Raw genomic sequence first — 23,438 nt, 5'->3', positions numbered from 1 at the left:
CCCAGCGCGAGGGCCTATCGGGTACCCGTCTCGGCCGCCGGCACGGTCTGCAGGTACTTCCAGATCGCCGTCATCTCCACCGGCGTCATCAGCTTGGTCGCCTGCACGGGCATCACCGGGTGCAGCGTCGTGCCGTCGGGGCGCGTGCCGGTCGTGAGCACGCGCACGAACGCGTCGTAGTTGTAGGCGGCGAGACCCGTCGGCGTGAGGTTCGACGCGTGCGGCCAGTCCGGCGGCGCGCCGCCGATGGGACCGCCCGAGAAGTTCTGGGCGTGGCAACCCGAGCAGCCGCCGTTCGCGAGGTATCTGCCGTAGGCCACCGTCGAGTCGGGCGCGACGGACGGCACCACCTCGTTGCGATGCGTCACGCTGTTCGCCGGGAACAGCGGCATCTTGTTCGTCGCGTACAGCGCGCGGGCCAGCGGCCCCACGCGGTTCGGCGGAATCTCGCGGTCCACCGGGGCCACTGTCCGGAGATACGCGATCAACACGCCGACGTCCTCGTCGGACATCAGTTGGTACTCGTGCGAGGGCATCAACACGAGGCGACGGCCGTCCTTGGCCACGCCGTGGCGGATCGCCCGCTCGATGTCCGCGTCCGTCATGCCCGAAAGCACGCCGCCGCGACCCGTCGTGATGTTCGGGCCGCTCAGCCGGCCGATTGCCGCATCATCCACCATCGTGCGGCCACCGAAGTCCTCGCCGTGGCAGTCGCCGCACTTCGCGAGCGCCTTCATCACGTGCTCGCCGCGCGCAATCGATGCCGAGTCCGTCGGGGCGGTGAACGGGTGGGTGGGGTCCTCGACCGTGGCCGTGAGTTCGCCGTTGGACCACGCGTACAGGCCCGCAACGCCCGCACCCGCGAGGACGATGAGGCCGCCGGCGGCAAACGCCGCCACTTTCAGGAATCGCTTCATGGTTCGTTCCGTGTAGGGGGGTGGGACGAACGGCAGTACGGGAACTGCCTGGGAGAAGTTGCGACGGGATCGGTCAGGGCGCGAGCGCGCGAGTTGGCCGTCCGAGTACCCCCAGGGGCCAAAATCCCGTATTCTTCTCTCCCTATGGCCTCTACGTCCCGCCCCGAGTCCGCCGCCGCTCCGGCGCCGAAGCCGCCCGTCGAACCCCAGCCCTGGTCCGTCGAGCGCGCGAAGGCGCTCTACAACATCGAGGGATGGGGCGACGGCTTCTTCGACATCAATGAGAAGGGGCGCGTCGTAGTCCGGCCCGACAAGGACCAGCCGGAGCGCACGCTGGACCTCTTCGAGCTCGCCCACGACCTCGAGGCCCAGGGCGTCGGCCTGCCGGTGCTGCTGCGCTTCTCCGAGATCCTCAAGGCGCGCATCGAGAACCTGCACCAGCGCTTCGCCAACGCGATCACCGAGTTCCAGTACGAAGGGCAGTACACCACGGTGTATCCGATCAAGGTGAATCAGCAGCGGCACGTCGTCGAGGAGATCGTCGAGTTCGGCCACGCGACGGGCGTCGGCCTGGAGTGCGGCTCGAAGCCCGAGCTGCAGGCGGTGCTCGCGCTCACCGACCGCACCGACCACCTGATCATCTGCAATGGCTACAAGGACGAGGAGTTCATGCGCCTCGCCCTCATGGGCCAGCGCCTCGGCCATCGCGTGATGATCGTCATCGAGCAGGTGAGCGAGCTCGACGTGCTCATGCAGGTCGCCGCGGACCTCAAGATCGAGCCGACGATCGGCGTGCGCATCAAGCTCTCGGCCGAAGGCTCGGGCCGTTGGGCCCAGTCGGGCGGCGAGAAGTCCAAGTTCGGCCTCAACGCGGCGCAGCTCATGCAGGTCATCGAGCGGCTGCGCGCGGCCGGCAAGACGGAGTGGCTGCGTCTGATCCACTTCCACCTCGGCTCGCAGATCACCGACATCCGCTTCATCAAGCGCGGCCTGCAGGAGGTCTCGCGCTTCTATGTGGAGCTGCGCCGCCTCGGGCTCTCGATCGACTACGTGGACGTCGGCGGCGGCCTCGGGGTGGACTACGACGGCACGCAGAGCACGGCGCAGGCGTCGATGAACTACTCCTCGCAGGAGTATGCCAACGACATCGTCTACACGCTGGCCGAGACCTGCCGCGAGGAAGGACTGCCGCATCCGCACATCATTTCGGAATCCGGGCGCGCGCTCACGGCGCACCACGCGCTGATGCTCATCAGCGTCATCGACGTGGAGTCGGCGAACGATCCGTCGCCGCCGGCGCTCACGGAGGAGGACCACACGCTCCTCCACGAGATGGCCGAGGACCTGAAGACGCTGGGGCGCAAGAACCTCTCCATGCGCCGCATCCACGAGATCTACCACGACGCCACGTTCGACAAGGAGCGCGCCCAGCAGCTGTTCAACTCGGGCGTGCTCTCGCTGCGCGAGCGCGCGATCGCCGAGCAGTTCTACCTCTGCTCGCTCAACGCGGTGGCCAAGCTCGTGAGCGGCAAGCGCGAGCGCTTCGACGACATCATCCGCGACCTCGACGCGGCGCTCGTTGACCGCTACTTCGCGAACTTCTCGCTCTTCCAGTCGCTGCCCGACAACTGGGCCATCGACCAGCTCTTCCCGATCATGCCGATCCACCGCCTCGACGAGGAACCCTCGCGTCGCGGGACGATCCAGGACGTGACCTGCGACTCGGACGGCAAGATCGACCGCTTCATCGGCGGCCGCGACGGCCAGCCGTCGCTGCCGCTGCACGTGTTCAAGGATGGCGATGCCTACATCCTCGGCATCTTCCTCACGGGCGCGTACCAGGAAATCCTCGGCGACCTGCACAACCTGTTCGGCGACACGAACGCCGTCCACATCCGCCTGCGCGGCGACGCGTACGAGGTCACGCACCTCGTGCACGGCGACACGGTCACCGAAGTGCTCGACTACGTGGAGTTCCGCGCCTCCGACCTGCTCGCGACGTTCCGTCGCAAGGTGCAGGGCGCGAAGGGCATCTCGCGCGAGGAAGCGAACATGTTCATCGCCGAGTACGTCGCGGGGCTCGAAGGCTACACGTACCTCGAAGGCGAAGCGGCGCGATAGCGCGGCGCGCCTCGTCGGCGTGCGCATCTTCATTCCTATATAAAGGGCCGCGAGACGCGGGTGCCGCGTACCGCGTGAACGAACGCGCACTGTCGTGCGTATAGTACGATGTCCGCTCGACGTGCAACGCGCCGCGTTGGCGCTGCGTCGCGCTCACCCTCGATCTCTCGCGCTGGGTTGACGTGAACTTTCCCGTACCGCTCCTCGCCGCCGCCGGCGGCAATACCGAATTCGAACACCTGCTCCTCGTCCTTGTCGCGGTCATCGTCGCGACGAAGCTGATGGGTGCGTTGGCGCAGAAGTTCGGGCAGCCCGCCGTGCTCGGCGAGCTCGTCGCCGGTGTGGTCCTCGGCGGCAGCGTCCTCGGCATCCTCGACCCGTCCGACAGCGTGGTCCATGCGCTCTCGGAACTCGGCGTGCTGATCCTGCTGTTCCAGATCGGACTGCACACGGACCTGCGCTCGCTGGCCAAGGTGGGGTCGACCGCCCTCTTCGCCGGCGCGGTCGGCGTCGTGCTGCCCTTCGTGGGTGGCTTCGGCGTGGCGCGCGTGATGGGCGTCGAGACGCTCACCGCCATCGTCATCGGCGCCGCGTTGACCGCGACTTCCATCGGCATCTCGGCGCGCGTGCTGTCGGACCTTGGGCAGCTCAAGACGCCCGAGGGCCAGGTGGTGATCGGTGCCGCGGTCTTCGACGACGTCGTCGGCCTCATCATCCTGTCGATCGTGGCGAGCATGGTCGCCGGCGCCGACCTCACGGTCGGCGGCATCGGCCAGATCGCCGGCGTGGCGATCGGCTTCGTCGTGATCGCGCTCGCCCTCGGCAGCGTGGCCATCCCGCCACTGTTCCGCATCATCGAGCGCGTGCGCGTGTCCGGCACGCTCAGTGCCGCGGCGATGGGCTTTGCGCTGATGCTCGCACTACTCGCCACGCAGGCCGGATCGGCGATGATCATCGGCGCCTTCGCGGCGGGCCTCATCCTCCATCCCACGCCGCAGCGGCATGAGATCGAGGAGAGCGTGACGCAGCTCGGCTTCTTCTTCGTGCCCATGTTCTTCGCCACGGTCGGTGCGTCGATCGATCTCGGCGCCCTCATGACGCGCGAGGCGCTGACCATCGGCGGCCTGCTCGTCGTCGTGGGCGTCATCGGCAAGGTGGTCGCCGGTTACGCCCCCTGGTGGTTCAAGGGCAACAAGCTGCTGGTCGGCGTGGCCCTCGTGCCGCGCGGCGAGGTGGGGCTCATCTTCGCCCAGCTCGGTCTCGCCGCCGGGGTGCTCACCAACGAGCGGTTTGGCGCGCTGATGTTGATGGTGGTCGTGACCACCTTCGTGACGCCGCCGCTGCTCAGCCTGATTGCCGGGCGCGGCACGCCGAACGAGGAAGGCGCACCCGACCACGTCGGCATCGACGATCTCGTCGTGGGCTCGAGCAGCCGGAAGTCGCGGAAGATCAAGGCGCTGCATCCGACGGATCACTGATCGCGACGCGTGGGTGCGACAAGCGAAGGGGGCGTCGAGCCAAGCTCGACGCCCCCTTCGCCATTCGCCCTGTGCGGCTCAGCGCGCGCCGTAGCGCTTGGCGACCTCGGCCCAGTTGACCACGTTCCACCAGGCATCGATGTAGTCGGGGCGACGGTTCTGGTACTTGAGGTAGTACGCGTGCTCCCAGACGTCGAGACCGAGCAGCGCGTGCCGGCCTTCCATGAGCGGGTTGTCCTGGTTCGGCGTGCTCTCGATGCTCACCGTGCCGTCCTTGGCGGCCACGAGCCAGGCCCAGCCGGAGCCGAAGCGGCCGGTGGCCGCCGCCTTGAAGGCGTCGCGGAACTTGCCGAAGTCGCCAAACGCCTTCGTGATGGCTGCGCCGAGCTCGGCGCCCGGCTCACCGCCGGCATTGGGGGCCATCGTCGCCCAGAAGAGCGAGTGGTTCCAGTGGCCGCCGCCGTTGTTGCGCACGGCCGTGCGCACGGACTCCGGCACCTTCGCGATGTCGCGGTTCAGCTGCTCCAGCGACCACGACGCGAGCTCGGGGGCCTTGTCGATCGCCGCGTTGAGATTCGTCACGTAGGCATTGTGGTGCTTGCCGTGGTGGATCTCCATCGTCTGCGCGTCGATGTGCGGCTCGAGCGCGGTCGTCGCGTAGGGCAGGGCGGGAAGCGTATGGGCCATTGGGGACTCCAAGTGTAGTGCGAGAGAATGGCGAACGGTCAGTGCAGAATATATCCCTCAGCGCGCCGCGGCATTCCCGCGGGACTGCCGTGCTTTCCACCAGCCGTAGATGCCCGGCGTGATGGAGAGCAGGATGATGCCGATGATCAGCTTCTCGACGTGCTGGTCGAGGCCGGGCACCATCTTCACGACATAGAAGCCGGTCAGCAGCATCGACCAGATCCAGAGCAAGCCGCCGATCACGTTGTAGAAGACGAAGGTCGGGTAGTGCATCTTCGCCGCGCCCGCGACCACCGGCGCAAAGGTCCGCGCGAAGGGCATGAAGCGGGCGAGGATGATCGTCTTGCCGCCGTGCTTCTCGTAGAAGTCATGCGCGGCCCGGAGATGGCTCTGCTTGAACCAGCGCGAGTCCTCGCGCTTGAACAGCGCCTCGCCCGAGCGACGCCCGATGCCGTAGGCGATCTGGTCGCCCACGATGGCGGCGACCGAGCAGAGCAGGCCGAGGGTCCAGACGTTGAGCGGCGAGTTGACGGCCGCGGCGGCGAGGCCTGCGGTGACGAGCAGCGAGTCGCCGGGGAGGAACGGGAAGAGCAGTCCCGTCTCGATGAAGATGATCGCGGTGATGCCGACGTAGCCGGCGGTCGCGACGAGCGACTCAAGGTCGCGGAGCTGGTGGAAGAGATCGAGGAGGAAATCCATATCCGACGAAAGCTAAGCCGCGGCCACCGCTTTCTGCACCGCGCGCCCGCCGTCGCGTGGCTAGCTTTCCCCCGCTATGTCCGTCCTGCACCGCGTCGCCATCGTCCTCAACAAGCCGCAAGACCAGGTGAACATCGCCGCCGTCGTGCGTGTGATGAAGAACTTCGGTTTCGTCGACCTGCGGCTGGTGGATCCCGTGCCCTACGATCCGTGGCGCATCGAGGGTGTGGCGCACGGGACGCGCGACTTGGTGGAGCGCATCCGCCACTTCGCCACCCTCGACGAGGCCCTGGCCGACTGCGTGTACGTCGCGGCGTTCGGCGCCAAGCGCCGCGCACACCGCTGGCCCGTCACGGAACCGCGCGCGCTGGCCGGGACCCTGCTGGAGAAGGTTCCCGACGGTACGGTGGCGTTGCTCTTCGGGCAGGAGGATCATGGCCTGCCGAACGAGGCCATCGACCGCGGGCAGGTCTTGGTGCGCATCCCCACGACGGAGCATGCCTCGCTGAACGTGGCGCAGGCGGTGAACATCGCGCTCTACGAGCTCCACGTGGCGGCCGGCGACGCGACGCGCGAGGTGGCGCGGCACAAGCATCATGCGGCGCTGCCCAAGCACGACGAGTGGGAGCGGGCGCTGGGGGACATCGACCGTGCGCTGGCGGCGATCGCGTTCTACCGGACGCGGAACCCGGAACACATCATGCGGACCGTGCGTTCGCTGCTCAATCGCGCGGGACCTGACAGTCGCGAGCTGACGTTGGTGCGGGCGATCGGCATCGAAGTGCTGCGTACGATTGACCGTGTGAAGCGCGGGTTGGACCCGGAGTAGCCGGGTGTTCGATACGGCAGTAAAGCCCCGATTGTCACGGGGTTGCGATAGTTGAGTATTGCGGTCATTTTTCCGCGTTGCCGTGAAGCTTGTGAAGTTTTTCACAAGCCGAGTATAGTATTCGGATATCCCCTTTCCCGAGTCATGTGCCGATGACGGGTCGTAGCAAGTGGGTCCTGATTCCTGGGACGGTCGCGATTGCCATCGCGGCCACGATGCTCTCCGCCTACGCGGGGTCGCAGACGGCGCAGGAGGCCGCACCGGCTGGTGCGGCGGAGACCGCCACCCAGGCCGCCAATCGTGAGGCCGCCGGCAAGGCGCAGCCCGGTCCTTGGGCGTACAGCGGCGCCTCCGGCTACACGTTCTACGTCGGCGGTGGCATCGGCCGCTCGCCGGAGCAGCCGGTGAAGTTCCCGCACCCGGTGCACGTGAACACGCTGCAGATGAACTGCGCGTTCTGTCACAACGCTGCCGGGCAGTCGCCGGACCCGGGTCTCCCCGCCGTCGGCACCTGCATGGCCTGCCACACGCTCGTCGGCACGGACCGCCCGGAGATCCAGAAGCTTTCCGAATACTGGGCCAAGCGCCAACCGGTGCCGTGGGTCCGCGTGCACAAGGTGCCGGAGTACGTGCACTTCCCGCACATGCGTCACGTCAACGCCGGCGTGACCTGCCAGACTTGCCACGGCCAAGTGAACAACATGCCGCAGGTCTTCCAGACGCAGTCGCTGAACATGGGCTGGTGCGTCCAGTGCCACGTGAACGGCTACTCGCCGGCCGAGGGCATGCGCGCCGCCGGGTACGAACCCGACTCCGCCACGCTCGCCATGCCGCGCAAGAAGGCGAACTACGATTGCGCCACCTGCCACTACTAAGACCGCGATGACTCCGAACACCACGGAAGCCACCAAGGGCGCCCTGACGGAAGTCCAAGAGGAGCGCGCGGCCGTCAAGCGCCGCGAGTTCCTCAAGGTCCTCGGCGTGTCCACCGCCGCCACCGCCGCCGTTGGCTGCGGGACGACGGACGTCGAGAAGCTCATTCCGTATCTCGTCTCGCCGGACAACACCGTCCCGGGCGTCTCGAACTACTACGCCACCACCTGCCGCGAGTGCGCCGCCGGTTGCGGCCTCATCGTCGAGGTGCGGGACGGCCGCGCGATCAAGGCCGAGGGCAACCCGGAGCACCCGGTGAACCGCGGTGCGCTCTGCGCGCGCGGCCAGTCGTCGCTGCAGGCGCTGTACAATCCGGATCGCTACCGCGGCCCGATGAAGCGTGAGGGCGCCATGTTCGTCCCGACCACCTGGGATGATGCCATCGGCATCCTCGCCCAGAAGCTCGGGGAGGCCAAGAGCCGCAACGCAGGCCGCGGCGTCGCCTTCATCAACGGACACGAGCAGGGCAGCTTCCCGGCCGTGCTCGACCAGATCCTCGCCGGCTACGGTGCACCTGCGCACCTGAGCTACGACGCCGAGGCGCCTGTTGCGGTGGCCATCGCGAATCGCGCGGCCTACGGCACGAGCTGGCCGCACCACGACTTCGGAGCCGCCGACCTCATCGTCTCCTTCGCCGCCGACTTCCTCGATGGCTGGGGCGTGCCGGTGCCGCAGCAGCTCGAGTTCGCGGAAGCCCGTGGCAAGGTCGAGGGCGCGCCGCGCTTCATCTATGTGGGCGCGCGTCGCACGCTGACCGGTCTCAACGCCGACTCGTGGATCCCGGCCCGCCCGGGCACCGAGTTGACGATCGTCAACGCCCTGCTCGGCCGTGGCTCGCTGGCCGCGGCTGCCGAGGAAGCCGGCGTCGCCGTCGCGCTGCTCGAAGGCCTGCGTGACGAGATCCGCAACGCGAAGGCCTCCGCGATCCTCGGCGGCGGCTACACCACCAACAGCGGCGAGCTCGCCGCGGCGGTGGCTGAGCTCAACAAGCAGCGCGGCAACGTCGGCAAGACCATCCTGCCGAACCGCGGCCTCAACGCCTTCGAAGGCGTGGCCACGCTGGCCGATGTCCGTGCGCTCACCGAGCGCATGAATGCCGGCGACGTCACGCTCGCGATGGTCCGCAACGCGAACCCGGCGTACACGACGCCGCCGAGCCTCGGCTTCGCCGCGGCCTTCGCGAAGGTGCCGTTCAAGGTTGCGTTCTCGAGCATCCCGGACGAAACCACGGCGCTGTGCGACCTGATCCTCCCCGATCATCACTCGCTCGAGAGCTGGGGTGATGCGGAGCCGGTGAACGGCCGTCTCTCCCTGCAGCAGCCGGTGATGGATCCGGTGTTCGATTCCCGCTCGACGGCTGACGTGCTCCTCGCCGTCGCCAAGAGCGATCCGTCGCTGGCGTCGCGTTTCCCGGCCGCCGATTACCGCGCCTGGCTCGCCAGCCGCGTCGGCGGCAACAGCAACCTGCGCAGCGCGCTGACCACGGCGATGATCAACGGCTCGGCGCTCTCGCGCACGGGCAGCGCCGGTCGCACGACGGCGAAGCCGGCGGCCGCCGGGGCGGGTGAGTACCACCTCGTCACCTACCTCTCGCCGACGGTCGGCGACGGCCGCGGTGCGAACAAGCCCTGGCTGCAGGAGCTGCCGGATCCCGTCACGAAGATCTGCTGGCAGACCGTCGTCGAGATGCACGGCGAGACCGCCGCGGCCCTCGGCATCGAGGACGGCGACATGGTCACCGTCACGACGGACGCGGGCACGCTCACTGCGCCGGCGTTCATCTACCTCGGCATCCGTCCGGACACGATCGCGGTGATGGTCGGCCGCGGTCAGTCCGAGTCGGCGGGTCGCTACGCGGTCTCCGGTGAGAATGCCTATGCGCTCGGCGCCGTGACCGAGGACGCGCGCACGGGTGCCGCGGTCTACGGTGCGACGAAGGCGCGCCTCGCGAAGGCCACCGGCAACCAGCGCTTGGTGACCACGGAAGGCTCGGGTCGCCAGCACGGCCGCAACATCGCGCAGGCGACGACGATCGCCGCGCTGCTCGCCGGCGAGAACGAGGTGAAGCACCACCACTTCGACGGCCAGGCCAGCACGGAGTTCGAGCCCGGCCTGCGGTCGCCGACGGCGAACGACGCGCAGGGCGAGTTCGGCGTGAAGGGCTCGAAGGACAAGGGCATGTACGACCCCGAACACTGGAGCGGCGCGGCCAAGCGTCGCTGGGCGATGACGATCGACCTCGCCAAGTGCACGGGCTGCTCGGCCTGCGTGACGGCCTGCTACGCCGAGAACAACATCCCGACGGTGGGTGCCTCGTGGCAGGGCCCGGTGCTGCTGCCGGACCGCACGGGCTTCGGCGCCAACATCACGCGCTCGCGCGAGATGAGCTGGATCCGCCTCGAGCGCTACTACGAGATCGACCGCGAGCCGCGCGACGTGAAGTTCGACCCCGCGCATCCGGACTTCGAGACGCGCTTCATCCCGATGATGTGCCAGCACTGCGGCAACGCGCCCTGCGAGCCGGTGTGCCCCGTGTACGCGACGTACCATGCGCCGAACGGGCTCAACGTGCAGGTCTACAACCGCTGCGTCGGCACGCGGTACTGCTCGAACAACTGCCCGTACAAGGTCCGCTACTACAACTGGTTCGGCTACGGCGATCCGAACCGCTCGCAGTACGCGTTCCCGGAGCCGCTGCACTGGCAGCTGAATCCGGACGTGACGGTCCGCCAGAAGGGCATCATGGAGAAGTGCACGTTCTGCGTGCAGCGCATCAAGGAAGCCGAGAACCGCGTGGCGCTCGAGGGTCGCGACCTGCAGCCCGACGAGTTCACGACGGCCTGCGCGCAGGCTTGCCCGTCCCGCGCCATCATCTTCGGCGACGCGGCGGACGAGAACTGGTCGGTGGCGAAGTGGGCGAAGGACCGCCGCGCCTACCATGTGTTCGAAGAGCTCAACACCTACACCGCGGTGGTCTACTTGCAGAAGGTCAACCATCCGGCGCCGTCGGCGTCGGCCCACGCGTAAGGAGGACGGCAACCAATGGCTACGCTCGCGCAGCCCGTGGACGAACCCCGCCGCCCGAACATCGCGTCGGCGGACATCCAGCTCCCGGCAGTCACCAGCTACGAACAGGTCGACAGCGAGATCCTGTCGATCCTGAAGCCCACCAAGGCGTGGTTCATGGGCCTGCTCCTGGCCCTCGCCGCGTTGGCGCTCGGCATCTTCTCGTGGACCTACCAGATCCACCAGGGCCTCGGCGTCGCCGGCTACAACCCGCCGGTGATGTGGGGCGTGTACATCATCACCTTCGTGTTCTGGGTCGGCATCGGCCACGCCGGGACGCTCATCTCCGCGATCCTCTACCTGTTCCGCGCCGGCTTCCGCACGACGATCTACCGTGCAGCCGAGGCGATGACGGTGTTCGCGGTCATGACGGCCGGCCTCTTCCCGATCATCCACATCGGCCGGCCGTGGAAGTTCTTCTGGCTGATCCCGTATCCGAACTGGCGTCTCCTGTGGCCGAACTTCAAGTCGCCGCTGGTGTGGGACGTGTTCGCGATCACGACGTACCTGACGATCTCGACGACGTTCCTCTACGTCGGCCTGATCCCGGACATCGCGGTGCTGCGTGACAAGGAGACGAACCCGGTCCGCAAGCGCATCCTCGCGTTGCTCTCGTTCGGCTGGCGCAACTCGGAGCGCGAGTGGCGGCACTTCGCCCGCGCCTACCTGTTCCTCGCCGCGTTCTCGACGCCGCTGGTGCTCTCGGTGCACTCGGTGGTGTCCTTCGACTTCGCGATGGGCATCGTGCCGGGCTGGCACACGACGATCTTCCCGCCGTACTTCGTCGCCGGCGCCATCTTCTCTGGCTTCGCGATGGTGTGGACGATCGCCATCCCGATGCGCAAGTGGTTCAACCTCAAGCACTACATCACGCTGAACCACCTCGACGCCACGGCGAAGATGGTGCTGTTCACGTCGCTGGTGGTGGGCCTCGCGTACCTGATCGAGTTCTTCATCGCCTGGTACGGCGGCATCCCCTACGAGCAGGACTACTTCTGGAACCGCGTCTTCGGCCAGTGGTGGTGGGCCGCCTGGATCATGCTCACCTGCAACATGATCCTGCCGCTCTCGCTGTTCTCGCAGAAGCTGCGCCGCAACCCGACCTGGCTGTTCATCCTGTCGATCTTCATCAACATCGGCATGTGGTTCGAGCGCTTCGTCATCGTGGTGCCGTCGCTCTCGCACGACGTCGAACCGTGGCAGTGGTCGAGCTACGTGCCGACCTGGGTCGACTACGGCCTGCTGATCGGCTCGTTCGGCTGGTTCTTCATGTGGTTCCTGCTCTTCATCAAGCAGCTGCCCATCATGGCGCTGGCGGAAATCAAGGAAATCGTGCCGCCGAAGATGAAGAAGTCGCACTCGCACCACGGGGGGCACTGAGATGTTTCGCGGCATCGTAGGCGTCTTCCATGAGCTGGACTCCACGACGGACACCATCGAGGAGCTCCGCCACAAGAATCTCGGCCAGCTGACGGCATACTCGCCGACGCTGCGCCACGAGCTGGAGCATGCGATCCATCCGCCCCAGAGCGGCGTGCGCAAGTTCACGCTGTTCGGCGCGCTCGCGGGCGTCAGCTTCGGGTACTGGCTGTCGATCTGGGGTTCCGAGTACTGGCCGCTGGTCGTGGGCGGCAAGGCCATCAGCACCTGGCTGCCGTACACGGTGTTCGGCTTCGAGGTCATGGTGATGGTGGGCGCGCTGTCCACCGTGTTCGGCATGTTCTTCCTGGCGGGGATCCCGCGGCTCACCGAGACGGTGGGCTACGATCCGCGCTTCAGCGGCGCGCACTTCGGCGTCTGGTGCGAATGCGCGCCGGAGCAGCAGGCCGAGGTCGAGGCCATCATGCGCCGCCACGGGGCGGTGGAGGTGCGCGGTGAGCGCTAAGGTCTTCTCCCGCGCCCTCGGGGCGCTGGCCCTGCCGCTGGCCCTCACGGCCTGCGATCCCAAGATGTGGCTGACCGACATGAAGCAGCAGCCGTCGGTGGGCACCTGGCAGAAGTTCGCCAGCGACTCGGTCTCGGGTGACACGGTGCCGTTCCGCGGCAATCCGCAGGGCTCCGTACCCGTCACGGGCGTGACGGTTGCCGCGTGGGAAGTCTCGTATCTGCCGAACCCGCAGACGGTGGACTCGATGTCCCGTCTCGCGAATCCGGTCGAAGCGGACGCGCGCTCCATCGAGAACGGGCACCGGCTCTATCAAGTGAACTGCGCCGTGTGTCACGGCGACGCCGGTGACGGCCGCGGCAAGCTGGCCGAAGTCTCGGGCATCGCCTTCGTCCCGGCCATCAACGGGGCGGCTACGCAGGCCCGCAGCGACGGCTACATCTGGGGCATGCTCCGCAACGGCCGCGGCCTCATGAGCAACTTCAACCGCATCCCGGAGCGCGAGCGCTGGGACGTGGTCAACTACGTGCGTGGCCTCCAGGGCAAGTACGACGTCCCGAAGGGCATCACCCTCAAGCCCGGCGAGGCCCGCGCGTTCAGCGCCGTGAGCCCCGTCGCGCCGAACATGCCGCACGCCTACCTCCGTCCGTCCACCGCCGGCATCGTCCCGAAGGCCGAGAAGCCGAAGGCCGAAGGCGCCGAAGACCACGGGGACCACTAAGATGAGCCACCAGCACCACTACTCGCCGCCGCGCGACCAGTTCATTGACGTGCTCCGGACGAAGCAGATGCCGGAGATGTGGAAGAAGGCCTCGCTGGGCCTCGCCGTCTTCGGCCTCGGCCTCTTCGGCTACGGCGCCATCACCGGCCAGGCCCGCGCGTGGCAGGCCTTCCTGATGAATTGGCTGTTCTTCACGACCATCGCCTCGGCCGGCGTGATGTTCTCGGCCGTGCAGCGCATCACGACGGCGCGCTGGTCGCGTGGCGTGATCCGCTTCCTCGAGGGATTCGTCGCGTTCCTGCCGTTCGCTGCGGTGGGCCTCCTGCTGATCATCTTCTTCGGCAAGGGCCACATCTATCCGTGGTGGGACAAGGTCGGCACGGGCTACCTGATTCCCGAGAAGGAGCTGTACTTCAACCACGGCTTCTTCTACCTGCGCTCGATCGTCGCCTTCGGCGCGCTGCTCGCGCTGCAGGTGTGGTATGTGTACACCAGCGTCCGCCTCGACGTCGGCGTGACGCCGGAGTACGGCGCCTCGTGGGCCGCCGGGCTCCGCGCCAAGATGCGCGCCTCGTTCGGTGAGGAGCGCCGCGAGCTGCACAGCACGCACTCGCTGCAGGGCAAGCTCGCCGTGATCATGGCGCTCGTCTTCGGCTTCGGCTGGTGCATTCTCGCCTGGGACCACTCGATGTCCCTGGACTACTACTTCTTCAGCACGATGTACGGCTGGCAGGTCTTCATGGGTGGCTGGCTGGTCGCCCTCATGATCTGGGCCATCCTGCTCCGCTGGTGGAAGACGCAGTTCTCGGAGCTGCCTGAGCTCATCACCGACAAGCATTACCATGACGTCGGCAAGCTCGGATTCGCCTTCACGGCGTTCTGGGGCTACCTGACCTTCTCGCAGTTCATCATCATCTGGTACGGCAACCTCGCGGAAGAGACGCACTGGTTCACCCTGCGCCTCAGCGGCGTCTGGAGCACCACGACCATGCTCGCCGCGATCCTGACGTTCCTCGTGCCCTTCGCGGGCCTGATGAGCGTGAAGGCCAAGGTGTGGTCGCCGACGATGATCCTCTTCGCCTGCTCGTCGATCGCCGGCCTCTGGTTCTCGCGCTTCACCGAGATCTATCCGTCGATCTACGGCTCGGGCGCCGAGCACCTGCCGCTGGGCATCTGGGAGCTCGGCATCTTCCTCGGCATGGCCGGCCTGTTCGGCTGGAGCTATGCCCAGTTCATGGACGCGTTCCCGAAGGCGCAGGTGTTCAAGATGACCTCGCCGTACCGTGACGAAGTGCAGGTCCCGGTGGATCCGGAGACGATGGAGCCGCTGCCGGCGCACGAGTAGGCGCCGTGCGCGTTCAGTTTGCGATGGGGGGCGAGGCCATTGGCCTCGCCCCCCATTCGTCTTAGATTGCGTGGCTGAGGGGCGTTAGCTCAGCTGGGAGAGCACCTGCTTTGCAAGCAGGGGGTCGCCGGTTCGATCCCGGCACGCTCCATCGGGTCCAGACGTTTATCTCGGGTCGCGTCGGCGGTCGTCGGCGCGACCCGTGCCTTTCCACCAGAGATTCCCCATCATGACGCTCACGGTCCCCGCGGTCGGCTCGCCGGCCCCCGACTTCTCCCTGCACAGCACCAACGGCGAGGTCGTCACGCTCGCCCAGTTCAAGGGCAAGGCGAACGTGCTGCTCGCCTTCTTCCCGCTGGCCTTCACCTCGACCTGCACGGCCGAGATGTGCGCCTTCACGGAGGATTACTCCTCATTCGCCGACCAGGGCGTGGTGGTGCTGCCCGTGAGCGTGGACGCCGTGCCGTCGCTCAAGGCCTTCAAGACCCAGTACAACATGGGCGTCGAGCTGCTCAGCGACTTCAAGCGCGAGGCCTCGCGCGCCTACGGCACGCTGATGGAGAGCACGTTCTTCTCCAACCGCGCGTACTTCTTGGTCGACAAGGCCGGCGTGCTGCGCTGGAGCTATGTGGAGGAGACGCCGGGGACGAAGCGCGAGAACTCCGAGATTCTGGCGGAGATCGCGAAGCTTTGAACCGCAGATGTGAGATGTAAGATGTGAGATGTAAGTGGGGCGCACCGAACCCTCGGCGCGCCCTTTCTTACATCTCACATCTCACATCTTACATCTGCCGTTATGCGCTAGACTGTCCGCACCTCGATCTTCCGCGCCGGCACCTCCGCCTTCGGCACCGTCACGGTCAGCACGCCATGCGCGTAGCGCGCTTCGATCGCGTCCTCCCGCACCTGCGCCGGCAGCCGGAAGCTGCGCTCGAACGCGCCGCTGATGCGCTCGGTGCTTAGCCAGCGGGCATCCTCGTCACCTTCCTTGCGAACGATCTCCTTCTGCCCGCGGATCTTCAGCACGCGGGCCTCGGCCGTCACCTCGACCTGCGCTGGGTCGACGCCGGGGATCTCCACCGCGAACTCCCAGGCATCCTTCGTCTCACGGATGTCGACGGCGGGCGTCCAGCTCGCGGTGATCGGCGCCACGCGCGCCACGGCGTCGTCGAAGAAGCGGTCAAGCTCGCGGCGCAGGGAACCGATGGGAGACAGGGTCGTGCGATACACCATGGAATCCTCCAGAATAGGCTGACAGTGCGTTCTGCGGGCCTTCGCGCCCGCTCGCTGCGCAGAACGCGCAACCGGCGTGCCGCCGCAAATGCGCCGACGCGACCGATGGGGCTGTCGTCGCGGCGGAGCACGCTGTCAGGACGGCACCGGCGGGCCTGATTTCCCTTGTCGCGCCTCGGCGCCGGGCGTAGCTTCCGCGCACTCCCCAGACCCTCGTGACCACTCCCGCCAGCCCTGAATCCGCCCGAGAAGGCCGAGCCGCCCGCGCCCTGTCGGCGCTGGCGGGCATCAGCGCCGAACTCGCTTCGGCGCGGGCCCTGGAGAGCACGGTCGATCGCGCGCTGGGCACGCTGCGGGCCTTCCTCGAGGCCCAGCAGGTGTCGCTGTGGCTGCACACGCCGCAGGGGCTGGCGCTGACCTTCACGGCCGGCGACGACACCACCACCGAGGACGACGTGCGCAAGGGCCTGCGCCTCGGCGACTCGCTGCAGGTGGTGCGCGACCTCGAAGTCGCGCCGATCATCCTCGGCGACCGCCGCGTGGGCGCCCTCGTGGTGCGTACCGCCCGCGCCCTCGGCGACGAGGAGCGCATGCTCCTCACCGCGCTGGCCAACCTGCTGGCACCGGAGCTCGCGCACGCCGAACGCTCGCGTCAGCTCGAGGTGGAAGTCGCGGCGCGCACGGCGGAGATCGAGCGCGGTCGCCGCTTCACCGAGAAGATCATCGACTCGCTGCCGCTCGGCCTCTACGTAATCGACCGCGAGTACCGCATCCAAAGCTGGAATCGCAAGCGCGAGACCGGCATGCAGGGTGTCTCGCGTGAGGAGGCGATCGGCCGCACGATCTTCGAGATCCTGCACCGCCAACCCGCCGAGATGCTGCGTCGCGAGTTCGACGACGTGTTCTCGACGGGGCGCATGCAGGAATACCAGATGGAGTCCGTGGCCTCGGGCGAGGCGCGCACGTACCGCATCACGAAGATCCCGATGCGGCTCGGCGACGGGCCGGTGAGCCACGTGATCACCATCGGCGAGGACGTGACGGACTGGAAGGAGGCGCAGGAGCGCTTCTCGCAGGCCGAGAAGCTGGCGGCCATCGGCCAGCTGGCCGCCGGCGTGATGCACGAGATCAACAATCCGCTGGCGACGATCGCCGCCTGCGCGGAGTCGCTGGGCTACCGCATCGAGGACCTCGAGAAGAGCGGCGTGACGATCGCGCCGGAGACGCTCGACTTCCTCGGCATCATCGAGAACGAAGTCGTCCGCTGCAAGCAGATCGTCGACGGCCTGCTCGACTTCTCGCGGCCTAAGCAGGCGCGCAAGGAGCGCGTGAACCTCAATGAGGTGGTCGAACGCACGCTGTTCCTGCTGAAGCATCACGTGCGCTTCAAGAAGCTCACGGTGCAGACGGATCTCGACCCCACGATCGGGCGCGTGCCGCAGGCCAACTCGGAGCAGCTGGTGCAGGTGTTGATGGCATTGTTGATCAACGCCATGGACGCGATGGGCGAGAAGGGCATGGTGCGCATCGTGACGCAGGCGGGCCCGGACCCCAAGCGCGGGGCCATCCTCGAGGTGATCGATTCCGGGCACGGGATCGCCAAGAGCGAAATCGCGAAGATCTTCGAGCCGTTCTATACCACCAAGGCGCCGGGGCAGGGGACGGGGCTGGGCCTCTCCATCTGCTACGGCATCGTGCAGGAGCACGGAGGCGTGATCGAAGTGGATAGCACCCTGGGGCAGGGCAGCACCTTCCGCGTGGTCCTGCCGGTGGTGGCGCAATGAAGGTGCTGGTGATCGAGGACGACCCGACGGTCGGGCAGTTCGTGAAGCGCGGGCTCGAGGAGGCACGCTGGACCGTGGATCTCGTGGCCGACGGCGAGGAGGGCGAGCAGCTGGCGAAGAACCAGCCCTATGACCTCGTCGTGCTCGACCTGCGCCTGCCGGGCCGTTCGGGGCAGCAGGTGCTGCGCAACCTGCGGGCCCGCGGCTTCGAGAAGCCCGTGCTCGTGCTCACGGCGCAGGATGCGGTGGACGCGAAGGTCGAGACGCTGCGCGCCGGGGCCGATGATTACGTGACGAAGCCCTTCGCCTTCGAGGAGCTGCTGGCGCGCGTCGAGGCGCTGGCGCGTCGCCCGCGGGCCATCGTCTCGCCGAAGCTGACCGTGGCCGACCTCGAGGTCGACCTCGATGCCCGCGAGGTGAAGCGCGCGGGTGAGCCGATCGAGCTCACCCCGAAGGAGTTCCTGGTGCTCGAGTACCTCGCGCGCCACGTGGGCCGGGTGCTGAGCCGCACGCTGATCACCGAGTATGCCTGGGGCTATCACTTCGATCCCGGCACGAACATCGTGGACGTCGTGATCAACCACCTGCGCAAGAAGATCGACGCGCCGCACGAGAAGAAGCTCATCCATACGGTGCGCGGCGTCGGGTACGTGCTGAAGCCGTGAGGCGCCCGTGACGTCGATCCGCGCGCGGCTCACGGTCTCGTACGTGGCGGCGCTGACGGCCACCCTCGTGGTGTTCGCCGCGATCGTGTGGTCGGCCACGCAGACGGAGGCGACGCGTACGCTGCAGCGGCGCACCGACCTCGTGGCGGACCTCGCGGCGATCATCCTGCAGACGAGCCCGGCGAGCATCTCCCTGCTGGTCACGGAAGACTCGCTGGTGGGCCAGAAGATCGAGCAGGGCGTGCGGCGTTCGCTGGACATGCTGCCGGGCTACGTGATCATCACGGACTCGACGCGCGTGCTCTACTCCAGCCCGGCCGTGGACCGCCTCAAGTTGGATGACCGCCAGCGGCTCGTGAACGCCGCGTTCCGGCGCACCCGTGAGCAACCGGCGGCCGAGGTGCGCATGGACTCGACGGCCAACATCTTCGTCATCGCGCACTTCGAGACGCCGTCCCGGCGCATCCCGGTGCATCGCGTGGTGGCCGGCGAGCCGGTGGCGGGATTGTCGCTGCGCGACAGCGCGCTCTACTATCCGATCCTCGTCATCCTGCCGCTGATCCTGCTGCTGAGCTCGGCGGTGAGTTTCCTGTTGGCCGGGCACGCGCTAATGCCCGTCGGGCGGCTGATCAGCGACCTCGAAGCCATCCAGGACGGGCGTTCGCTGCATCGACGGCTGCCGGTGGAGTCGGACGAGAACGAGATCGATCGGTTGTCGCAGACGCTGAACGCGATGATGTCGCGTCTCGAGACTTCGTTCGCCGCGCTGCGCCGCTTCACGGCGGACGCGAGCCACGAACTCAAGACCCCGCTCACGGTGCTGCGCGCCGACATCGAACGCGCGATGCAGTCGCCGCACGTGGCCGACGACCAATTGCCGGCGCTGGAGGAGGCCCTCGCCGAGACGGCGCGGATGGCCGACTTAGTGGAGTCGCTCCTCACGCTGGCCCGCGCCGACGAAGGCCGCTTCGACCTGCACCGTGAGGATGTGGCCCTGGAGCCGATCGTGCGCGAGGTCGTCGAGACCGCGATGATCCTCGGGGAGGCGAGCGGGGTCCGCGTCCGGTTGGAGACGGCCGACACCGTGCACGTCGACGGGGATCCGGTGCGCCTGCGCCAGCTCTTCCTCAACCTGGTCACCAACGCCGCGAAGTACACCCCGCGCGACGGCCTCGTGACGATCTCGCTCGAGGACCGCGGCGACCACGTCGCGTTCGTGGTGCAGGACACCGGCGTCGGCATCGCGGCGGCGGACCTGCCGTACATCTTCGACCGATTCTGGCGGGCCGATCGCGTGCGCTCGCGCACCGGCGAGCGGGGCGGGGCGGGCCTGGGGCTCGCCATCGCGCAGTGGATTGCCCATGCGCACGGCGGCTTCATCTCCGTCGGCTCGCGACTCGGGCGGGGCAGCACCTTCACCGTGCAGCTGCCGCTGCGTGGGGCACCGAGTCAGGCGCTCGGTCATGCGCCGGGCCACGCGCCCGGCGGCCAAGCGAATCCTCACGGTCGGTTAAGCGAAACTTAATCTTCCCCCACTTCTGTCCTCATCGGGCGCGGGTACGTTCAGGCACGGTGGATGCCCGGACTCCCTGGGCATCGTCACGCGAAGTGTCCACGTCCCACGGAGTGCACGCGTGTTCAACAACCTGATCGAGTCGAGACCGGTCAAGCAGCGCTCGTTTGGCGCGTCGGTGGTGTCGACTACCTTCCACGTCCTCATCATCGCGGGTTCGATCATCGCGACGGCGAATGCGGGCATGGAAGAAGAGGAAGAGGTCGTCCAGAAGGTCGACTTCGTCGAGGTCAAGCAGGACGAGCCGCCGCCGCCGGAGCCTGACGCTCCGCCGCCGCCGCCGGACGCCGTCGCGGCCCCGCCGCCGCCGAAGGGCTTCCAGGTGCTCGCCGCGCCGGTCAGCATCCCGGATGTGATCCCGGAAATCGACCTGTCGAAGGCCATCACCAACGAAGCGGACTTCTCGGGTAAGGGTGTGGCCGGCGGTGTCGCCGCCGGCGTCGTCGGCGGTGTCGCCCCCGTCGTGCAGGACCAGCCCTACTTCGACTTCCAGGTCGAGAAGCCGGCCGCCTCGGCGCCGGGCTCGGCCGGTCCCCGCTACCCGGACATCCTCCGCTCCGGCGGCGTCGAAGGCGAGGTGCTCGCGCAGTTCGTCGTCGATACGACCGGCCGCGTGGACGTCTCCACCTTCCGCGTGCTGCGCTCCACGCACGCCTTGTTCGAGCAGGCCGTCCGCAGCTCGCTTCCCAACATGCGCTTCCTCCCGGCCGAGGTCGGCGGGCGCAAGGTGAAGCAGCTCGTGCAGCAGCCCTTCGTGTTCAATCTGCAGCGCTAATCCCACCACATCATCGGATTCTAGGAGAACGCAACGATGAATATGTCCATCGGCTACATCTGGGAGCACAGCCCCGTCTTCGCGAAGGGCATCTGGATCGTCCTCGCGATCATGTCCCTCTGGTCGCTCTCGACGGCCTTCGGCAAGTGGTGGAACCTCCGCAAGGCGCAGAAGGAGACGCTGAAGTTCGCCCCGGAGTTCTCGCAGTTCCTTGAGGAGGACAACCTCACGGCCGCGATCGACCTGGCGCTGACGTACAAGAAGTCGCACGTCGCGCGCGTGCTCGGTGGCGCCCTCAACGAAGTCAAGCCGCTCATCATGGACGGCTCGGTGACGGTGTCCGACATCAACTCGGCCGAGCGCGCCGTCGAGCGTAACGTGCTCGTCGAGATCGTCTCGCTGAAGCGCGGCCTCGCGATCCTCGCGACGGTCGGTTCGACCTCGCCGTTCGTCGGCCTCCTCGGCACGGTGTTCGGCATCATCAACGCCTTCGCCGCCATGGGATCGGCGGGCTCCACCGGCATCGCGGCCATCACGGTCGGTATCGCCGAGGCGCTCATCGCCACGGGCTTCGGCCTCCTCGTCGCCATCCCGGCGGTGTGGTTCTACAACTACTTCCAGACGAAGATCGACAACCTCACCTCCGAGATGACCTACGTCTCGAAGGAGATGATCGATTACCTCATCAAGGGCGTCTCGGGCGAGTTCGGCCGCAGCCGCTTCACCCGCGAGTTCAACACGGCCGCCCAGAAGGGCTCCGCGCCGATCTCGCAGTAACTCGCTGACCCCCACAGGAGGGCACGCGAATGGGTATGTCAGTGAGCACGGGGGGCGGCGTCAAGGCCGAGCCGAACGTCGTCCCCATGATCGACGTCATGCTGGTGCTGCTCATCATCTTCATGGTCGTGACGCCGGCGATTGCCGCCGGCTTCACGGCCGAGCCCCCGAGCGGCATCAACCTCAAGTCGCATCCGGAAGCGGATGAGGACCAGGTGCTGGGCATCGACAAGTTCGGGAACTACTTCCTGAACAAGCAGCAGATTCCGAATCCCGAGCTTGGTCAGCGTCTGCAGGCCATCTACTCGGTGCGGACCATCGACCAGATCCTGTACGTGAAGGCCGATAAGAACCTCGAGTATGGTCGCATCCTCGAGGCCATGGACATCGCCGCGAAGAACGGCGTGCGCATGGTCGGCGCCATCACGGACCAGGTGCCGGGCACGGTCTCGACCGTCGAAGGCGACGAAGCCAAGAACCCGTAACCACCTTTCACCGGAGCGTACCATGGGAATGAGCGTCGGTGGGAGCAGCGGCGGGCTGAACAACGAGCCCAACGTCGTGCCGATGATCGACATCATGCTCGTGCTGCTGATCATCTTCATGATCATGCAGCCGATGATGCGGAAGGCCGTGGACCTGCAGCTGCCGGACCCCACCCCCGCGGTGGTGACGGCGAACCAGGCCAGCGACCAGATCGTGCTGGAAGTGTTGGCGGATGGATCGTTCGCGGTGAACAAGGAGCCGGTGACCAAGGAGAACCTCGGGAACCGTCTCCGCGAGATCTACGACCCGCGTCCGGACAAGATCATCTTCATCAAGGGCGAGCCGTCCGTGATCTATCAGGACGTCATCCACGCGATGGACGTCGCGCGTGGCGCCGGGGTGAAGGTCATCGGAATTCCGCCGAAGGACACGAAGTAAGTCCTCTCGGAGTTTGTCGACGGCGGGCGAACCTTTTCGGGCTCGCCCGCCGTATCATTTATGTGACCCTGGTGCATATGTCCTCCCTCCCCGAGCCGCCGGCCGAGAAGCCCAAGCGCCCGCTCCGTCCCTTGCATGGGATTCCGGAGCCGGAGCGGCGGTCGCGCTCGGGCTGGATCGTCTCGGGGCTGCTGCACGCGTTGATCATCACGGCCCTGCTCCTGCCGCCGCTCGTGGGGCGGATTCTTGAGGAGCAGACGCCGGGTGGCGCGGGTGGCCCCGGCCCCGCCGGCGGCGGTGGAGGCGGCAGCGGCGGGACGGGTGGAGCGATCACCCCCGAGCGCATTCGCTACCTCGATGTCGCTCCGCCGGCCGCCGCGGCGCCGACACCCCCTCCAGTCGAGCGCCCAACCCCGACCCCGACGCCGGTTCCCCCGCCGCCGCCTGAGCCCGAACCGGTGCCTCAGGCGGCGCAGGTGCAGCAGGCCCCAGCGGCCCCGGCATCCAACGGCACGACCGTCCCGACACCTGGTTCCGGCGGCGGCAGCGGCAACGACGGTTCGGGCGGCAACGGGCCGGGCAGCGGGGGTGGGATCGGCAGTGGCATCGGCACGGGGCGCGGCTCCGGCGTGGGGCCCGGCACAGGCGGCGGCAACGACCAGATCTTCCCGCCCACCGTGACCAACCTCGCCATCCTGCCGCTGCCCGTTCCCTCACGCGTGCGCCCGTATCGGCTGGTGGCGCACTTCGACGTGGACGAGAAGGGCAATGCGCGGCTGATCGGGTTCAACCCCTCGCGCGACCGCAGTTACAACAACAAGATTCGCGAAATGCTCGCGGAGGTGCGGTTCCGGCCCGCGACGCGGGCCGACGGCACACCGGTGCGGGACACCGCCGTCATCACCGCCGAAGCGCCGTAACGTCGTTTCTCACTGGTCCTCGGCTACCTCCGGGGATACCTTCCGCCGATGACCAGTTCCCCCCAACCGGCAGCCTCCGGCGGAGCCGTGTCCGGCCTCCGTTCCC

The 23,438-nt window shown here is 67.5% G+C and carries 22 protein-coding genes and 1 tRNA gene; 19 read left to right on the top strand and 4 right to left on the bottom strand.

All coding sequences use genetic code 11. The features are described from left to right. Positions 1-14 precede the first annotated feature (14 nt). The gene (locus tag Strain318_RS09550) at positions 15-917 is read right to left on the bottom strand and encodes a c-type cytochrome (protein ID WP_367885480.1); all 903 of its coding nucleotides are present in this window, start codon (positions 915-917) and stop codon (positions 15-17) included. A 144-nt stretch (positions 918-1,061) separates the two neighbouring features. Between Strain318_RS09550 and speA the strand changes: the two genes are divergently transcribed. Together speA and Strain318_RS09540 are read left to right on the top strand one after the other, a co-directional pair. Then, complete coding sequence (gene speA, locus Strain318_RS09545; RefSeq protein ID WP_367885479.1) at positions 1,062-3,038, top strand: biosynthetic arginine decarboxylase; 1,977 nt, start codon at positions 1,062-1,064, stop codon at positions 3,036-3,038. A 182-nt stretch (positions 3,039-3,220) separates the two neighbouring features. Next, the gene (locus tag Strain318_RS09540; RefSeq protein WP_367885478.1) at positions 3,221-4,516 is read left to right on the top strand and encodes a cation:proton antiporter; all 1,296 of its coding nucleotides are present in this window, start codon (positions 3,221-3,223) and stop codon (positions 4,514-4,516) included. Positions 4,517-4,594: 78 nt separating this feature from the next. Here the strand turns inward: Strain318_RS09540 and Strain318_RS09535 are convergent, their stop codons facing one another. Together Strain318_RS09535 and Strain318_RS09530 are read right to left on the bottom strand one after the other, a co-directional pair. Continuing rightward, positions 4,595-5,203, bottom strand: coding sequence for a superoxide dismutase (locus tag Strain318_RS09535; protein ID WP_367885477.1), 609 nt, complete (start codon positions 5,201-5,203; stop codon positions 4,595-4,597). A 57-nt stretch (positions 5,204-5,260) separates the two neighbouring features. Beyond that, complete coding sequence (locus tag Strain318_RS09530) at positions 5,261-5,902, bottom strand: DedA family protein (RefSeq protein WP_367885476.1); 642 nt, start codon at positions 5,900-5,902, stop codon at positions 5,261-5,263. Between the two features lie 76 nt (positions 5,903-5,978). Here Strain318_RS09530 and Strain318_RS09525 point away from each other — a divergent pair, with 76 nt between their 5' ends. From Strain318_RS09525 to Strain318_RS09485, 9 genes are all read left to right on the top strand, one after another. Beyond that, positions 5,979-6,731, top strand: coding sequence for an RNA methyltransferase (locus Strain318_RS09525; RefSeq protein ID WP_367885475.1), 753 nt, complete (start codon positions 5,979-5,981; stop codon positions 6,729-6,731). Positions 6,732-6,883: 152 nt separating this feature from the next. After that, positions 6,884-7,606, top strand: coding sequence for a cytochrome c3 family protein (locus tag Strain318_RS09520; RefSeq protein ID WP_367885474.1), 723 nt, complete (start codon positions 6,884-6,886; stop codon positions 7,604-7,606). 7 nt (positions 7,607-7,613) lie between these two features. Further along, a complete protein-coding gene (locus Strain318_RS09515) occupies positions 7,614-10,691 on the top strand; it encodes a molybdopterin-dependent oxidoreductase (RefSeq protein ID WP_367885473.1) in 3,078 nt (1,025 codons plus the stop codon). A gap of 15 nt (positions 10,692-10,706) precedes the next feature. After that, on the top strand, positions 10,707-12,110 hold the full coding sequence (gene nrfD, locus Strain318_RS09510; protein ID WP_367885472.1) for an NrfD/PsrC family molybdoenzyme membrane anchor subunit: 1,404 nt from the start codon (positions 10,707-10,709) through the stop codon (positions 12,108-12,110). 1 nt (position 12,111) lies between these two features. Further along, entirely contained in the window at positions 12,112-12,615 is a 504-nt protein-coding gene (locus tag Strain318_RS09505) for a DUF3341 domain-containing protein (RefSeq protein WP_367885471.1), read from the top strand. Beyond that, positions 12,605-13,336, top strand: coding sequence for a c-type cytochrome (locus Strain318_RS09500; protein ID WP_367885470.1), 732 nt, complete (start codon positions 12,605-12,607; stop codon positions 13,334-13,336). The genes Strain318_RS09505 and Strain318_RS09500 overlap by 11 nt, the downstream gene beginning before the upstream one ends. Before the next feature lies 1 nt (position 13,337). Continuing rightward, complete coding sequence (locus Strain318_RS09495; RefSeq protein ID WP_367885469.1) at positions 13,338-14,681, top strand: hypothetical protein; 1,344 nt, start codon at positions 13,338-13,340, stop codon at positions 14,679-14,681. A 78-nt stretch (positions 14,682-14,759) separates the two neighbouring features. After that, positions 14,760-14,832, top strand: a tRNA-Ala gene (locus tag Strain318_RS09490). A 78-nt stretch (positions 14,833-14,910) separates the two neighbouring features. Beyond that, positions 14,911-15,375 carry a redoxin domain-containing protein gene (locus Strain318_RS09485; protein WP_367885468.1) on the top strand — a complete coding sequence of 155 codons (465 nt, stop codon included), beginning with the start codon at positions 14,911-14,913 and terminating at the stop codon, positions 15,373-15,375. A 107-nt stretch (positions 15,376-15,482) separates the two neighbouring features. On the opposite strand, the gene Strain318_RS09480 is transcribed toward Strain318_RS09485, so the two are convergent. Further along, positions 15,483-15,914 carry an Hsp20/alpha crystallin family protein gene (locus tag Strain318_RS09480; protein WP_367885467.1) on the bottom strand — a complete coding sequence of 144 codons (432 nt, stop codon included), beginning with the start codon at positions 15,912-15,914 and terminating at the stop codon, positions 15,483-15,485. A gap of 215 nt (positions 15,915-16,129) precedes the next feature. On the opposite strand from Strain318_RS09480, the gene Strain318_RS09475 reads away from it, so the two are divergent. From Strain318_RS09475 to Strain318_RS09440, 8 genes are all read left to right on the top strand, one after another. Continuing rightward, entirely contained in the window at positions 16,130-17,698 is a 1,569-nt protein-coding gene (locus tag Strain318_RS09475) for a two-component system sensor histidine kinase NtrB (protein ID WP_367885466.1), read from the top strand. Beyond that, entirely contained in the window at positions 17,695-18,363 is a 669-nt protein-coding gene (locus Strain318_RS09470) for a response regulator (protein ID WP_367885465.1), read from the top strand. Before Strain318_RS09475 ends, Strain318_RS09470 begins: the two co-directional genes overlap by 4 nt. Positions 18,364-18,370: 7 nt before the next feature. After that, positions 18,371-19,888 carry a sensor histidine kinase gene (locus Strain318_RS09465; protein WP_367885464.1) on the top strand — a complete coding sequence of 506 codons (1,518 nt, stop codon included), beginning with the start codon at positions 18,371-18,373 and terminating at the stop codon, positions 19,886-19,888. Positions 19,889-19,997: 109 nt separating this feature from the next. Next, positions 19,998-20,711, top strand: a complete 714-nt coding sequence (locus tag Strain318_RS09460; protein ID WP_367885463.1) for an energy transducer TonB — start codon at positions 19,998-20,000, stop codon at positions 20,709-20,711. Positions 20,712-20,747: 36 nt separating this feature from the next. Further along, positions 20,748-21,488 carry a MotA/TolQ/ExbB proton channel family protein gene (locus tag Strain318_RS09455; protein ID WP_367887949.1) on the top strand — a complete coding sequence of 247 codons (741 nt, stop codon included), beginning with the start codon at positions 20,748-20,750 and terminating at the stop codon, positions 21,486-21,488. 35 nt (positions 21,489-21,523) lie between these two features. Further along, entirely contained in the window at positions 21,524-21,973 is a 450-nt protein-coding gene (locus Strain318_RS09450; RefSeq protein WP_367885461.1) for an ExbD/TolR family protein, read from the top strand. A 28-nt stretch (positions 21,974-22,001) separates the two neighbouring features. Next, a complete protein-coding gene (locus tag Strain318_RS09445; RefSeq protein WP_367885460.1) occupies positions 22,002-22,412 on the top strand; it encodes an ExbD/TolR family protein in 411 nt (136 codons plus the stop codon). Between the two features lie 77 nt (positions 22,413-22,489). Then, on the top strand, positions 22,490-23,332 hold the full coding sequence (locus tag Strain318_RS09440) for a hypothetical protein (protein WP_367885459.1): 843 nt from the start codon (positions 22,490-22,492) through the stop codon (positions 23,330-23,332). Positions 23,333-23,438: the final 106 nt, after the last annotated feature.

The sequence above is a fragment of the Pseudogemmatithrix spongiicola genome (assembly GCF_030623445.1).
Lineage (GTDB): Bacteria > Gemmatimonadota > Gemmatimonadetes > Gemmatimonadales > Gemmatimonadaceae > Pseudogemmatithrix > Pseudogemmatithrix spongiicola.
This window is presented reverse-complemented; position numbering and strand designations above follow the sequence as displayed.

Excerpts from the sequence above, each read along its gene's own strand:
- Strain318_RS09525 (WP_367885475.1), top strand. The coding sequence starts at position 5,979 with ATGTCCGTCCTGCACCGCGTCGCCATCGTCCTCAACAAGCCGCAAGAC.
- Strain318_RS09530 (WP_367885476.1), bottom strand. The coding sequence starts at position 5,902 with ATGGATTTCCTCCTCGATCTCTTCCACCAGCTCCGCGACCTTGAGTCG.
- nrfD (WP_367885472.1), top strand. The coding sequence starts at position 10,707 with ATGGCTACGCTCGCGCAGCCCGTGGACGAACCCCGCCGCCCGAACATC.
- Strain318_RS09505 (WP_367885471.1), top strand. The coding sequence starts at position 12,112 with ATGTTTCGCGGCATCGTAGGCGTCTTCCATGAGCTGGACTCCACGACG.
- Strain318_RS09470 (WP_367885465.1), top strand. The coding sequence starts at position 17,695 with ATGAAGGTGCTGGTGATCGAGGACGACCCGACGGTCGGGCAGTTCGTG.
- Strain318_RS09480 (WP_367885467.1), bottom strand. The coding sequence starts at position 15,914 with ATGGTGTATCGCACGACCCTGTCTCCCATCGGTTCCCTGCGCCGCGAG.
- Strain318_RS09485 (WP_367885468.1), top strand. The coding sequence starts at position 14,911 with ATGACGCTCACGGTCCCCGCGGTCGGCTCGCCGGCCCCCGACTTCTCC.
- Strain318_RS09495 (WP_367885469.1), top strand. The coding sequence starts at position 13,338 with ATGAGCCACCAGCACCACTACTCGCCGCCGCGCGACCAGTTCATTGAC.
- Strain318_RS09535 (WP_367885477.1), bottom strand. The coding sequence starts at position 5,203 with ATGGCCCATACGCTTCCCGCCCTGCCCTACGCGACGACCGCGCTCGAG.
- Strain318_RS09515 (WP_367885473.1), top strand. The coding sequence starts at position 7,614 with ATGACTCCGAACACCACGGAAGCCACCAAGGGCGCCCTGACGGAAGTC.
- speA (WP_367885479.1), top strand. The coding sequence starts at position 1,062 with ATGGCCTCTACGTCCCGCCCCGAGTCCGCCGCCGCTCCGGCGCCGAAG.
- Strain318_RS09440 (WP_367885459.1), top strand. The coding sequence starts at position 22,490 with ATGTCCTCCCTCCCCGAGCCGCCGGCCGAGAAGCCCAAGCGCCCGCTC.
- Strain318_RS09450 (WP_367885461.1), top strand. The coding sequence starts at position 21,524 with ATGTCAGTGAGCACGGGGGGCGGCGTCAAGGCCGAGCCGAACGTCGTC.
- Strain318_RS09445 (WP_367885460.1), top strand. The coding sequence starts at position 22,002 with ATGAGCGTCGGTGGGAGCAGCGGCGGGCTGAACAACGAGCCCAACGTC.
- Strain318_RS09455 (WP_367887949.1), top strand. The coding sequence starts at position 20,748 with ATGAATATGTCCATCGGCTACATCTGGGAGCACAGCCCCGTCTTCGCG.
- Strain318_RS09550 (WP_367885480.1), bottom strand. The coding sequence starts at position 917 with ATGAAGCGATTCCTGAAAGTGGCGGCGTTTGCCGCCGGCGGCCTCATC.
- Strain318_RS09520 (WP_367885474.1), top strand. The coding sequence starts at position 6,884 with ATGACGGGTCGTAGCAAGTGGGTCCTGATTCCTGGGACGGTCGCGATT.